At 48.5% G+C, this 14,007-nt stretch carries 12 protein-coding genes; 11 read left to right on the top strand and 1 reads right to left on the bottom strand.

Translation table 11 applies throughout. The annotated features are described in order from the left end of the window. The 11 genes from hprK to whiA all read left to right on the top strand — a co-directional run. Positions 1–634: HPr(Ser) kinase/phosphatase (gene hprK, locus V7Z60_RS05120; protein ID WP_334116774.1), on the top strand; the 634-nt coding region annotated here is incomplete at its 5' end. Between the two features lie 11 nt (positions 635–645). After that, the gene (gene lgt, locus V7Z60_RS05115) at positions 646–1,485 is read left to right on the top strand and encodes a prolipoprotein diacylglyceryl transferase (RefSeq protein WP_334116773.1); all 840 of its coding nucleotides are present in this window, start codon (positions 646–648) and stop codon (positions 1,483–1,485) included. Positions 1,486–1,601: 116 nt separating this feature from the next. Further along, positions 1,602–3,326 (top strand): phospho-sugar mutase, encoded by a 1,725-nt coding sequence (locus tag V7Z60_RS05110; RefSeq protein WP_334116772.1) that lies wholly within the window; start codon positions 1,602–1,604, stop codon positions 3,324–3,326. A gap of 123 nt (positions 3,327–3,449) precedes the next feature. Beyond that, positions 3,450–5,447: an excinuclease ABC subunit UvrB gene (gene uvrB / locus V7Z60_RS05105; protein ID WP_334116771.1), complete on the top strand. Its 1,998-nt coding sequence runs from the start codon at positions 3,450–3,452 to the stop codon at positions 5,445–5,447. A 15-nt stretch (positions 5,448–5,462) separates the two neighbouring features. Beyond that, on the top strand, positions 5,463–8,219 hold the full coding sequence (gene uvrA / locus V7Z60_RS05100; RefSeq protein WP_334116770.1) for an excinuclease ABC subunit UvrA: 2,757 nt from the start codon (positions 5,463–5,465) through the stop codon (positions 8,217–8,219). A gap of 90 nt (positions 8,220–8,309) precedes the next feature. Beyond that, positions 8,310–8,783, top strand: coding sequence for an S-ribosylhomocysteine lyase (locus V7Z60_RS05095; protein WP_334116769.1), 474 nt, complete (start codon positions 8,310–8,312; stop codon positions 8,781–8,783). Between the two features lie 259 nt (positions 8,784–9,042). Then, entirely contained in the window at positions 9,043–9,702 is a 660-nt protein-coding gene (locus tag V7Z60_RS05090) for a serine dehydratase beta chain (RefSeq protein WP_334116768.1), read from the top strand. 12 nt (positions 9,703–9,714) lie between these two features. Further along, entirely contained in the window at positions 9,715–10,599 is an 885-nt protein-coding gene (gene sdaAA, locus V7Z60_RS05085) for an L-serine ammonia-lyase, iron-sulfur-dependent, subunit alpha (protein WP_334116767.1), read from the top strand. 112 nt (positions 10,600–10,711) lie between these two features. Further along, on the top strand, positions 10,712–11,599 hold the full coding sequence (rapZ, locus tag V7Z60_RS05080) for an RNase adapter RapZ (protein WP_334116766.1): 888 nt from the start codon (positions 10,712–10,714) through the stop codon (positions 11,597–11,599). Continuing rightward, entirely contained in the window at positions 11,596–12,612 is a 1,017-nt protein-coding gene (locus V7Z60_RS05075) for a gluconeogenesis factor YvcK family protein (RefSeq protein ID WP_334116765.1), read from the top strand. Before rapZ ends, V7Z60_RS05075 begins: the two co-directional genes overlap by 4 nt. Positions 12,613–12,627: 15 nt before the next feature. Further along, positions 12,628–13,560, top strand: a complete 933-nt coding sequence (gene whiA, locus V7Z60_RS05070) for a DNA-binding protein WhiA (protein WP_334116764.1) — start codon at positions 12,628–12,630, stop codon at positions 13,558–13,560. Positions 13,561–13,675: 115 nt separating this feature from the next. On the opposite strand, the gene V7Z60_RS05065 is transcribed toward whiA, so the two are convergent. Continuing rightward, a partial coding sequence (locus V7Z60_RS05065; protein WP_334116763.1) for a hypothetical protein occupies positions 13,676–14,007 on the bottom strand: 332 nt, incomplete at its 5' end.

Raw genomic sequence — 14,007 nt, 5'->3', positions numbered from 1 at the left:
AAAGGCAGCTGAGAAACACGGTATCCCGATTTTACGTTCAAAGCTTCCGACAACACGGCTTTCAGCCAAGATGACTGATTATTTGGGCGGGCGACTGGCTGAAAGAAAATCCCTGCACGGCGTGTTGGTCGATATTTACAGTTTAGGAGTTCTGATTACCGGCGATTCAGGCGTCGGCAAGTCAGAAACGGCTTTGGATCTTATCAAGCGCGGCCACCGTCTGATTGCGGACGACCGTGTCGAGGTCTATCAACAGGATGAGCAGACGCTTGTCGGGGAGGCACCCGCAATTTTGAGACACATGCTTGAAATTCGCGGCGTCGGCATCATTGACGTGATGAACCTCTTTGGAGCAGGCGCAGTTCGTTCCAGGACGGACATTTCGCTTATCATCCATCTTGAGAACTGGGACAAGGACAAGAAATTCGACCGGCTGGGCAACGGCGAGCAGAAAGTCCGCATTTTTGACGTTGAGATTCCAAAGATTACGATTCCGGTGAAAGTCGGACGCAACCTTGCAATCATTATCGAGGCTGCTGCAATGAATTTCAGGGCCAAGACGATGGGGTATGACGCGACAAAGGTGTTTGAAGACAATTTGAATGCCCTGATTCAGCAGAATTCGGTCAGTTAAGGCATGAAGGGATGAGAGAATTGAAATTTTTTTTGGGTGAGATTGATCCGATTGCATTGAAGCTCGGACCGATTGCGGTTCACTGGTACGGCGTCATCATTGGCATGGCGGTTCTGCTGGCTCTGTATTTGTCAATCAGGGAAGGCAAAAGAAGAGGAATTCTGGAGGATAATTTCTATGACTTTCTGATTGTGGCGCTGCCGGTTGCGATTATCTGTGCCAGAATCTATTACGTGGTTTTTGAATGGAACTACTATTCCGCAAATCCCGCTGAAATCATTCGCATCTGGGACGGGGGCATTGCGATTTACGGCGGCTTGATTGGAGCCGTTTTGGCACTGATCGTTTTCTGTCGGGTGAAAAAGCTTTCACCATGGCTTTTCATGGACGTTATGGCACCGACCGTCATCATGGCGCAGGGAATCGGTCGTTGGGGCAACTTTGTCAATCAGGAGGCACATGGCGTTCAGACGACAAGAGCGTTTCTGGAGCGGCTGTGTCTGCCGGATTTCATTGTCAGTCAGATGAAGATCGGCGGTACGTATTATCAACCGACGTTTTTGTATGAATCGATTTGGGATCTCCTGGGGTTTGTCGTGTTAATGTGTTTCAGGCACAGGAATCATCTGTTCAAACGCGGCGAAATTGTCCTGAGCTATGTTATCTGGTATTCGTTCGGACGTTTCTTCATTGAAGGAATGAGGACTGACAGCCTGATGCTCGGACCGTTGCGCGTTTCCCAATGGCTGTCTGCCTTGCTGTTCTTTTTCAGCATCGGTTTGATTTGTTATCGCAGATACTGGCATCCCAACAATCCGTGGTATCTTGACGGAAACGTCGATTATGACTGAAGTTTACTTAACAATGTATTATTTTAAGTAAAATTTTAAGTAAATTAATCAAATTGCACGGGTCTTGTGGTAAAATATAGTATACTTAGTTGAAGCTATTTATTAGGGGTGATTTTATGAGTTGGAAGGAAACTTATAACGCTTGGAAGAACTATCAGGCACTTGAACCTGATTTAAAGGATGAGCTTTTAAAGCTTGAAGGAAACGATGATGCTTTGGAAGATGCGTTCTATGCGCCGTTGGAGTTCGGAACGGCAGGAATGCGCGGCGTAATCGGAGCCGGCATTAATCGGATGAATGTCTATACGGTTCGTCAGGCAACTGAAGGGCTTGCGGCATTGATGGATACTCTTGACGAAGAAACAAGGCGCCGCGGCGTTGCCATCAGTTATGATTCGCGCCATAAGTCTCAGGAATTTGCATTTGAATCTGCACGTGTCCTGGGGGCTCACGGAATCCCGAGCTTTGTTTTTGAAAGCCTGCGTCCGACGCCGGAGCTTTCGTTTACGGTGCGTCATCTGCATGCTTATGCCGGCATCATGATTACCGCAAGTCATAATCCCAAGCAGTACAACGGTTACAAGATTTATGGCGAAGACGGTGCTCAAATGCCGCCTAAGGAATCGGACCTGATTACGAAGTATATTCGTGAAGTCGATGATATCTTTGCAGTTGAAGCAGCTGACAAGGATGCCTTGATCAACGACGGCACGCTGAAGATCATCGGTTCTGAAATCGACAGGGAGTATTTGGCTGAAGTCAGGAAGGTAACGGTTGATCCGGAACTTGTTGCAGAAGAAGGCAAGACGATGAAGCTGATTTTCACTCCGCTTCATGGTACGGGCGCAATGCTTGGCGAAAAGGCCTTGCGTCAGGCTGGCTTTGAGAATTTCACGATGGTCCCTGAACAGGCGACTCCCGATGGTGATTTTTCAACCGTGGAACATCCCAACCCTGAATTTCCCGAAGCATTCGACCTTGCAATCAAACTCGGCAAGCGTGATGATGCTGATCTGCTGATTGCCGTCGATCCGGATGCTGACCGTCTGGGTGCCGCTGTTCGCCAGCCTGATGGCGATTACAAGCTTTTGACGGGAAATCAGATTGCCGCAATTATGCTCAACTATATTCTGACGGCACGCAGGAATGCGGGGACGCTGCCGGAAAACGGCGCATTGGTCAAGTCGATTGTTTCAAGCGAATTCGCGGCTAAGATTGCCGAGGACTTTGGATGCGATACGATTAACGTCTTGACGGGATTCAAGTTCATTGCCGAACAGATTCAGCATTTTGAGGAAACGAACGAGCACACGTTCATGATGGGCTTTGAAGAAAGCTACGGCTACCTTGTCCGTCCGTTCGTGCGTGACAAGGATGCCATCCAGTCATTGGTGCTCCTTGCGGAAGTTGCCGCATATTACCGCAAGCAGGGCAAGAACCTTTATGACGGTCTGCAGGAACTCTTTGAAAAGTACGGCTACTTTGCCGAAAAGACAACGGCGCTTACGTTTGATGGCGTCGAGGGCGCACAGCAGATCAAGAATCTGATGGCCAAGCTTCGTGATGAGGCTCCGACTGAGTTTGCAGACGTCAAAGTCGTGTGTGCAGAAGATTTTTCAACCGGCGAAAAGCATTTTGCCGATGGAAGGGAAGAGAAGATGAATCTTCCGAGCTCAAACGTTCTGAAGTATATCCTGGAAGACGGCACGTGGATTGCCGTTCGTCCTTCGGGAACTGAACCTAAGATCAAGTTCTACATCGGAACACAGGGCGACTCATTTGAAAAATCCAGGGCCAATGTTGCTAAATTTGAAAAGGCAATTCAGGCGTACGTGGATTAAAAAGACAGGAAGGATCTTCACCGGATGAAGGTGAAGGTCTTTTTTATCATTATTTTTGCGAAAATTTGTTCGAAGTGATACAATATCCCTAGATTTGTTTTATGGAACATGGAGGCGATTCTTGTGATTGAACGACAACCTGACCGAAATTTTGAATTATGCTCGTCTTACGAACCGACTGGTGATCAGCCGGAGGCAATTGCCGAACTCACCGCCGGAATAAAAGCCGGGGAACATGCGCAGATTTTACTGGGGGCGACCGGAACCGGCAAGACGTTTACGATTTCAAACGTCATTGCAAACGTGAACAAGCCGACCTTGGTTCTGGCACATAACAAGACCTTGGCAGGACAGCTTTACGGCGAATTCAAAGAGTTTTTTCCGAATAATGCGGTTGAGTATTTCGTATCATATTACGACTATTATCAGCCGGAAGCCTATGTTCCTTCGAGCGATACCTACATCGAAAAGGATTCCAGCATCAATGATGAGATTGATAAGTTAAGACATGCTGCGACAAGTGCCCTGCTTGAACGAAACGACGTTATTGTCGTGGCTTCGGTCTCGTGCATTTTCGGATTGGGCGATCCGGGCGAATATCAGCAACAGGCGCTTTCCCTGCACGTTGATCAGGAATATGGCCGCGACCGCCTGCTCAGGGAATTGATTGAAATCCAGTTCGAGCGAAACGACATTGATTTTCAGCGCGGCCGTTTCCGTGTTCGTGGTGACGTTGTTGACATTTTTCCAGCGTCAAGCGATTCTTCAGCGCTCAGAATCGAATTCTTTGGCGATGACGTTGACCGAATCTGTGAATTTAACCCATTGACCGGTGAAATTATCACCGATACGGACAGGGTGACGATTTTTCCGGCAACGCACTTTCTGACAAATGACGATCGAATGAAACAGGCACTGGAAGGAATCGAAAAAGAGCTGAAAGAACGACTTGAGGAACTGCGCTCGCAGGGAAAGCTGCTTGAAGCACAGCGCCTTGAACAAAGAACGACGTATGACATCGAAATGATGCGTGAAATGGGCTATTGTTCAGGAATCGAGAATTATTCAAAATATATGGACAATCGTCAAATGAACCGACCGTTTACGCTGCTTGACTTCTTTCCGAAGGATTTCCTGCTCGTTGTCGACGAATCGCATGTGACGATGCCGCAGGTCAGAGGCATGTACAACGGTGACCAGGCCCGCAAGCAAATGCTGGTCGATTATGGCTTCAGGCTTAAAAGCGCACTTGACAACCGACCGTTGAAGCTTGAGGAATTCGAAAAGCTGACGAATCAGATTATTTATATGTCGGCAACTCCGGGCGATTACGAAAAGAAGCAGACCAGTCATATCGTCCAGCAGATCATTCGGCCGACAGGGCTGCTTGACCCTGAAATCGAAGTCAGACCGATCATGGGACAGATGGATGACCTTGTTGGTGAAATCAACAGGCGTACGGAGAAGAACGAGCGGGTCTTCGTGACGACTCTGACGAAAAAGATGGCCGAAGACCTGACCGATTATCTGAAGGAACTCGGCATAAAGGTCAAATACCTGCATTCCGACATCAAAACGCTTGAGCGAACACGAATCGTTCGTGATCTGCGTCTTGGCAAATTCGACGTTCTGGTCGGAATCAATCTGCTTCGCGAAGGAATCGACGTTCCTGAAGTTTCGCTGGTGGCAATTCTTGATGCCGACAAGGAAGGATTTCTCAGAAATGAGCGTTCGCTGATTCAAACGATCGGACGTGCTGCCAGAAATGCCAACGGACACGTGATCATGTATGCCGACGAAGTGACCGAATCAATGAAAGCCGCGATTGACGAAACCAGGCGTCGCCGCGAGATTCAGATGAGGTATAATCAGGAACACGGGATTGTTCCGCAGACGATCAAAAAGGAAATCCGCGCTGCAATTTCATATGGAGACAAAGCTTCCAGGAAGTCTAAGAACAAGCCGGAAGACTTTGATTTCAACGACCTAAGCAAAAAAGACCAGCAGGAGATGATTTCAGGACTGGAAGAGCAGATGAGAGAAGCAGCCAAAAAGCTTGATTTTGAAGAAGCTGCACGCCTGCGGGACACGGTTCTTGAACTCAAGGCGGAAATTGAATAGAAAAGAGGAAAAAAGTTGGGTGTTGACAAAATTATCATTCATGGTGCACGGGAACATAATCTAAAGAACGTTGATGTCGAAATTCCAAGAGACAAGCTTGTCGTCGTGACGGGTCTTTCCGGATCAGGCAAAAGCTCGCTCGCATTCGATACGCTCTATGCTGAAGGGCAGAGAAGGTATGTTGAAAGCCTGTCTTCTTATGCCAGGCAATTTCTGGGACAGATGGATAAGCCTGACGTCGATTCAATCGAAGGGCTGTCTCCCGCAATTTCGATTGACCAGAAGACGACTTCGAAAAATCCGCGCTCAACCGTCGGAACCGTCACTGAAATCAATGACTATCTGCGACTCCTGTGGGCACGTGTCGGAACTCCGATTTGTCCGAACGACGGCAGTGAGATTACGAGTCAGTCTCCCGAACAGATGGTTGACCGCATTCTGAAGTTTCCGGAAAGAACCAAAGTTATTATTTTAGCACCGGTTGTCCGTGGAAAGAAGGGACAGCACAAGAAATTGCTTGAAAAAATCAAGCATGAAGGCTTCATTCGTCTGATGATTGATGGAGAGGCTCATGAAGTTGACGATGAAATCGAACTCGATAAAAACAAGAAGCACGATATTTCAGTCGTTGTCGATCGTATAGTCATCAAGGATGGGATCAGAACGCGTCTGTTTGATTCGTTTGAAGCAGCCTTGCGTCTTGCCGGTGGATATGCGGCAGCAGAAATTGTCGGCCGGGAAACGATTCAGTTTTCAGAAAGCTTCGCCTGCCCATACTGCGGCTTTACGATCGGCGAACTTGAACCGCGTCTGTTTTCGTTCAATGCTCCGTTCGGTGCCTGTCATGAATGTGACGGACTGGGAGCCAAACTTGAGGTTGACATGGATCTGGTTGTTCCTGATCAGACGAAGACGCTTCATGAAGGAGCCGTCGCACCATGGAATCCGATCAGCTCGCAGTATTATCCGAATCTCCTGGAGCAGGCATGCCAGGCTTTTGGAATTGACATGGATACGCCGTTTAAAGATCTTTCCAAAGGGGACAAGGATCTCATCCTGTACGGTTCCGGTGACAGGGAATTTCATTTTCATCATGAAAACGACTTTGGCGGAGTCAGAGACGTCGACACTGTATTTGAAGGCGTAATCAACAACATTGAGCGGCGCTATCGTGAAACGAACAGCGATTTTACGCGCGATGTGATGCGAAAGTACATGACAAGTCTGACGTGCAGCACGTGTCACGGATACCGGTTGAACAACCGTGCGCTTGCGGTCAGAATCGACGGAAAAAACATCGGTGAAGTTTCCGAAATGTCGATTGGAGATGCTTTGCCGTTTTTCAAAGGATTGACGTTTTCTGAACAAAAAGAGCAGATTGCAAGACCTATTTTAAAGGAAATCTGCGATCGACTGAGTTTTCTGGTCAACGTCGGGCTGGCATACCTGACGCTCAGCCGCTCCGCACGCACACTTTCAGGCGGTGAAGCTCAGCGAATCAGACTTGCGACCCAGATCGGTTCAAATTTGTCCGGCGTCCTGTATATTCTGGATGAGCCGTCAATCGGGCTGCACCAGCGGGATAATGCCAGGCTGATTGATTCATTGAAGAAAATGCGTGATCTCGGCAACACTTTGATTGTTGTCGAACACGACGAAGATACGATGAGGGCAGCCGATTATCTGATCGATATCGGACCGGGTGCCGGAAGTCACGGCGGAAAAGTCATGGCAAGCGGTACTCCCAGGCAGGTGGCGCGTTCATCCAGGTCATTGACCGGACAGTATTTGTCAGGAAGAAAATATATTCCGATTCCAAAAGAGCGTCGCAAGGGAAACGGTCACGTGCTTGAACTTTTTGGCGCTTGCGAAAACAATCTGAAAAACATCGACGTCAGCTTTCCACTTGGAAAGTTCATTGCGGTTACCGGCGTTTCAGGCTCCGGCAAATCGACGCTCGTCAACATGATCTTAAAGAAGGCACTGGCTGCAAAACTCAACCACAGCACGGAAAAGCCCGGCAGATTCAGGAAACTCATCGGGACCGAATATCTTGAGAAGGTAATCTGCATCGACCAGAGTCCGATAGGTCGTACACCGCGCAGCAATCCTGCGACATATACCGGCGTGTTTGATGATATTCGCGATCTCTTTGCGAAGACGAATCAGGCAAAAGTCAGAGGATACGGCAAGGGTCGATTCAGTTTCAACGTCAAGGGCGGTCGCTGCGAATCCTGCAAGGGTGACGGCATCATCAAGATTGAGATGAATTTTTTGCCGGATGTTTATGTTCCGTTGAACATGACCGTGGAAGAGGCACTGGAGTTTTTTGCTGCAATTCCAAAAATCAAGCGCAAGCTGCAGACGATTGCGGACGTAGGGCTGGGTTACGTGACTCTGGGACAGCCGGCAACGACACTTTCCGGCGGCGAGGCCCAGAGAATGAAGCTGGCAAGCGAATTGCACCGAAAGTCAAACGGCAAAACGTTTTATATTCTGGATGAACCGACGACGGGACTGCATACCGATGACATCAAGCGTCTGCTTGAGGTCCTGCAGCGTCTGGTTGACAAGGGAAATACCGTGCTCGTGATCGAACACAACCTTGACGTCATCAAATCGGCGGATCATCTGATTGATCTTGGACCGGAAGGCGGCGAAGGCGGCGGGACGATCATCGGATGCGGAACGCCGGAAGAGCTTTGTCGAAACGAGCGGAGCTATACCGGAAAGTATTTGAAGGAAGTCATTGAAAGAGGCCATTATGATTGATGTTCAAGAAGAATTTCACGTTTCGTGCTCTTGAATTTTTCGAATAAACTGCTATAGTCATTAGTATAATAAAGTTTTGGAGGGATTATTTTGGCAAAAGTTGAAAGTTTTACATTGGATCACACTGCAGTCAAGGCACCTTACGTTCGTTTGATTACGGTTGAAGAAGGCCCGAAAGGCGACAAGATTTCCAACTTCGATCTGCGCCTGGTTCAACCAAATGAAAATGCGATTCCGACCGCAGGGCTTCATACGATTGAACACATGCTGGCAGGATATTTGCGCGATCACATGGACGGCGTGATTGACTGTTCTCCGTTCGGCTGCCGTACCGGATTCCACCTGATCATGTGGGGAGAACACGATACGGTCGAAGTGGCCAGGGCCTTGAAGGCATCGCTTCAAGACATCGTTAATGCAACGTGGGAAGACGTTCAGGGTACAGATATCAAGAGTTGCGGCAACTATCGCGATCACTCGCTCTTTTCTGCCCAGGAATGGTGCAGGAAGATCCTTGAAGAGGGAATTTCGTCAGATCCGTTCGTTCGCAAGGTTATCGATTAATCAAAGGCTGAGTCTGTGCTCTGCATTTAATGAAAAGCAGCGGAATGCGCCAAATGGTGGTTTCGCTGCTTTTGGTTTTGGGGTAAAATACAGCGCAATGCTTAATAAAATCAGGTTCATTTCGTTCTCTTAGGTCAAGCATGGCTTTACAACTTAAAATCTATATGAAAAATATTAAATTTCTCACATATTCTTTTTTTGTCAGAAGATAAGTGTTAAATTTAATGATGTTAAATTATTCAGATTGAGGAAAATGACCATGAGTGGAAATTACAGGAGCGTTTTCGACATTATCGGACCAGTGATGGTCGGGCCATCCAGCTCGCATACTGCGGGGGCAGTTGCGATTGGACAAGCGGCCCATAAGCTTTTTTCTCAAAAAATCACGCAGGTTACGATTGATTATTATGAATCATTTGCAAGGACGCATCGCGGGCACGGAACGGATTTTGCGATTATCGCAGGCGTTCTGGGGATGCAGACGGACGATCTGCGAGTGCCCGATGCAGTCAGGATCGCTGAAATGAAGGGCATCAAGGTCAAATTCATCGAACACGAGGGAAAAAGCCCGATTAATCATCCCAACACGGCAATCGTAACTCTGGCAAACAAAGATAAGGAAGTCAGAGTTGCCGGATGCTCGATCGGCGGCGGGACGATTGAGATTCGAAAGATTCAAATCGACGGGCATGAACTTTTCCCGGCAGGTCCGCTGCCGATCATCATTTGCCTGGCAAAGGACGGCAAGCAGAACAGTATTCTTGAAAGTCTGGCCTGCGGTGATGATTTCATTGTCAAAAAAGCCGGGCGAAGCATCAGCTCGGGCGACTGTCTGCTCGAATTCGATCTTGACAAGAAGCCGGATGAGCAAATCCTGGAGCACATTGCTTCGATGAGCAGGGAATTGATTTGTCTTTAAGGGGGATTTTTGATGTACAGGAATGTTTCTTCCCTGATCAAGGCATGCGATGAATTGAACCTGCCAGTCTGGGAACTGATGATTCGTTCAGAGATGAAATATGAGCGGGCAACGCGACAGGAAGTCTGGGAAAAGATGAAAAACCAGCTTCACGTGATGGAAAATGCAGCGCACAGAGGAGCAGACGGAAACGGGGTCCATTCTCCAACCGGACTGACCGGCGGAGAGGCAGCAAAAATGCGCAAATATCGGGAAAGCGGCAGGGGATTGTCTGGAGAGTTGATATTATCCGCAATTCAAAATTCGCTTGCCACCAATGAAGTCAATGCCGCAATGGGACTGATCTGCGCCACTCCGACTGCCGGTTCGTCAGGAACCATTCCCGGCGTGCTCTTTTCGATTGATCAAAGACTGCATCTGACGGAAGACCAGAAGATTCAGTTCCTGTTCACCGCAAGTGCCTTTGGACTCGTGACTGCAAACAATGCGATGATTGCGGGAGCGGTCGGCGGATGTCAGGCAGAGGTCGGGAGTGCTTCTGCCATGGCTGCCGCGGCAGCAGTTGAAGTCTGCGGAGGAACGCCCGGTCAGGCGGCTGAGGCTTTTGCAATGGCACTGAGTAACCTGCTGGGACTTGTCTGTGATCCGGTTGCAGGTCTGGTCGAGATTCCGTGTGTCAAGCGTAATGTCGTCGGTTCCGTCAATGCGCTTGCATGTGCCGATATGGCGCTTGCAGGACTGACGAACAAGATTCCTGCCGACGAAGTAATCAGTGCAATGAAGAAAATCGGCGAAAAAATGCCGGTTCAGCTGCGCGAAACGGGGCTTGGAGGTCTGGCGGCGACCCCGACCGGCCTGAAAATGAAAATCAGAATTTTTGGCGAAGACATGGATTAAAGTCAAGCGGATCCGTATGAACGGTTCGCGTGGCTTTTTTGCTGCATAAAAAAGGAAGACGGCATAAGTTATGTTATAATGTTAGCAGTACTATTTGAGAGGATGAAGTCTGATGCATGACTCAATGCAATTAGTGATCGTCACCGGAATGAGTGGCGCCGGCAAGACCGTTGCGATGCAAAGCTTTGAAGATCTGGGATATTTCTGCGTCGATAACATGCCGCCTGCCTTGATGGGCAAGTTCTGGGAACTGATCAAGGAATCCGGCAAGATCAAGAAGGTGGCGCTTGTGATCGATCTGCGTTCGCGTGCGTTTTATGAAGAAGTCGTTGAAATGATCCGCAGTCTGGAAGACGAAAACGGCATCAGTGCCAAAATCGTCTTTTTGGACGCTTCTGATGAGGAACTGGTTGCGCGCTATAAGGAAACGAGAAGATCGCATCCGCTTGCGATGGACGGACGCGTACTTGACGGCATCGTGCGCGAACGTGAAATCTTGAGCGAAATCAAGTCAAAGGCCACGCTTTTGATTGATACGACGAGACTTTCTCCGCGTCAGCTGCGCGAAGAAATCTTCCATAATTTTGAAACCAGTGAAAACACAGCATTTCACATCAACGTGATGTCGTTTGGATTCAAATACGGCATTCCGATTGATGCCGATGTCGTCATGGATGTCAGGTTTTTGCCAAATCCCTACTATGTCAAGGAATTAAAGGAAAAAACAGGCCTTGATGCTGACGTCTACGAGTATGTCATGAATTCCGAGAAGACTGCTGAATTTTACAGGCAGTACATCTCAATGCTGCGTTACGTGATTCCGGGTTACGTTGCTGAAGGAAAAACGAGTCTGACGATTGCAATCGGATGTACTGGCGGACAGCACCGTTCCGTGGCGATTGCGCAAAGAATCGGTGAAGATCTGCAAAGTGACGGCTATACCGTCAACATCAAGCATCGTGACATGAAGAAGAGGAAGGAGACGGTTAATCGCTCATGACCAGTTTAAGAAAAAAACATCGTCCAAAGATTGTCGTAATCGGCGGTGGTACGGGGCTGCCTGTTGTTCTGAACGGCCTGCGCAAGAAAAATGCAGACATTACTGCTGTAGTCACCGTGGCTGATGACGGTGGCTCATCCGGAATCATCAGGGATTACATCAACGTTGTTCCGCCCGGAGACATAAGAAATGTTCTGGCTGCCCTGTCCGACATGCCGAAACTTTACAAGGATATTTTTCAGTATCGTTTTTCATCAAACGATCAGTTCTTTTCAGGGCATGCAATCGGCAACCTGATCATTGCAGCCCTGACTGAAATGGATAACCGCGGTATTTTTGAAGCCGTACAGGATTTAAGCAGAATCATGCAGGTCGACGGACATGTCTATCCGGCCTCAGACAAGCCGCTGACCTTGAACGCTGCATTTACCGACGGAACGGTCATCTCAGGCGAAGCGGAAATTTCTGCTGCCGGCAAGACAATCGACAACGTCTGGGTGACGTCTGCTGACGGCAGCAAGCCGGAGGCCAAGCAGGAAGTTGTCGATGCGATTCTTGATGCCGATCAGATCGTACTCGGACCAGGGAGCCTTTTTACGAGCATTCTGCCGAACCTTATGATTGAAAACGTCGGTGAGGCCGTTTGTCGAAGCGAAGCGGAGGTCGTCTACATCTGCAACATCATGACTCAGAAGGGTGAAACTGAGCATTTTACCGATGCCGATCATGTTCGGGTTTTGAACAGGCATTTGAAGCAGAATTTTATCGATACGGTTCTCGTAAATACAGAACCTGTTCCAAAAGACTATCTGGATCGTCAAAAGTATGACGAATACCTGTATCAGGTGAAATATGACTTCAAGGGTCTGAGGGATCAGGGATGTCGTGTCATATCCGACAACTTTCTAAAACTAAGGGATCAGGGAGTGTTTCATAACGGAGACCAGGTTGTGGACGAGCTGATGTGTCTTGCCGGGCGTCCCAGGTCCTGGCGTGCGGACGAGTTCAACTGAAAGGAGGAACTTTCCTTGTCATATGCAAGCGAGGTTAAAAAGGAACTTACGACATTGGAGGTTCATTTCGGCAACGCAAAGGCAGAACTGATGGCGTTGATTCGCATGAACGGTTCGCTCGGACTTTCCAATCATCGCTTTATCCTGAACGTCCAGACGGAAAACCCCGCCACGGCCCGCAGAATCTACAGCTTGCTGAAGCAGTTCTATGATGTCGAAAGCGAGCTTCTGGTCCGCCGGAAGATGAAGCTCAAGAAGAACAATCTCTACATCGTCCGTCTGAACAGCGGCAGTGATTATGTGCTGAAGGACCTGGACATTCTGGACGGTTTCCAGCTTAAGGAAACGGTTCCCCTGGAATTTTTGGATGATGATGCCAAGGTCCGCTCATATCTGCGCGGGGCTTTTCTTGCCACGGGTTCGGTCAACAATCCTGAAACGAGCAGCTATCATCTGGAAATATATTCACTTTACGAAGATCACAACAACACAATCTGCGAGATGATGAACCGCTACAATCTGAATGCGCGCACAGCCAGACGGCGCAGCGGCTACATCACCTATCTCAAGGAAGCAGAGAAGATTGCCGACTTCCTGTCCCTGATCGGCGCAACAAGCTCAATGCTCAAGTTCGAGGACATCCGCATCATGCGTGACATGAGAAATTCAGTGAATCGAATCGTCAACTGCGAGAACGCCAACTTCAACAAGGTTGCCGATGCCGCAAGCCGTCAGATTGAAAGCATCAGATACATTGACGGAAAGATCGGCCTGGACAGCCTGCCGGTCAAGCTGCAGGAAATTGCCATCGCCCGCATGTCACATCCAGAGGTCAGTTTGAAGGAACTCGGCGAACTCGTTCCCGGCGGTCCCATCTCCAAGTCAGGCGTCAACCACCGTCTGCGCAAGATCATGGAACAGGCGGTGAAACTGGGATTTGAGGGATGAGGCTTGTCGAAAGTTCATGCAGAAGAACACCTGCCGTCGTTAATTCAAGTGAATAAGCAGTCAAACAGACCGCAGTCCAAATGGCTGCGGTCTGTTTATTCATGAGAACATCATTTTAATTGAATCTATAGAAAGTCTTGTTTTCGTGTGACGTCCGGCTGACTGTGGCAATGGAATTTCTGTTGCCTGAAACCAGGGGGCCGTACTTTGTTGTTCTGCTGTTTTGTGCAACAGCTCTGACTTTTCTTTTGGTTGTTGTGTCAACTTCAGCCGTTACGCGGTTTTTTGTCATGACCGAGTAGAAGAATCCCCAGGAGTAACGACCAATCAATTCGGCATGTGCAATGGCGGGAGTATGCATACCTGCACAGAAAACAACTACAAAGAATATTTTTTCACCTTTTTCATAATTATCTCCTCTTTTTGCTGATATTATAAACCTTTTAT

The organism is Ligilactobacillus sp. (genome assembly GCF_036846325.1).
Taxonomy (GTDB): domain Bacteria; phylum Bacillota; class Bacilli; order Lactobacillales; family Lactobacillaceae; genus Ligilactobacillus.
This window is presented reverse-complemented; position numbering and strand designations above follow the sequence as displayed.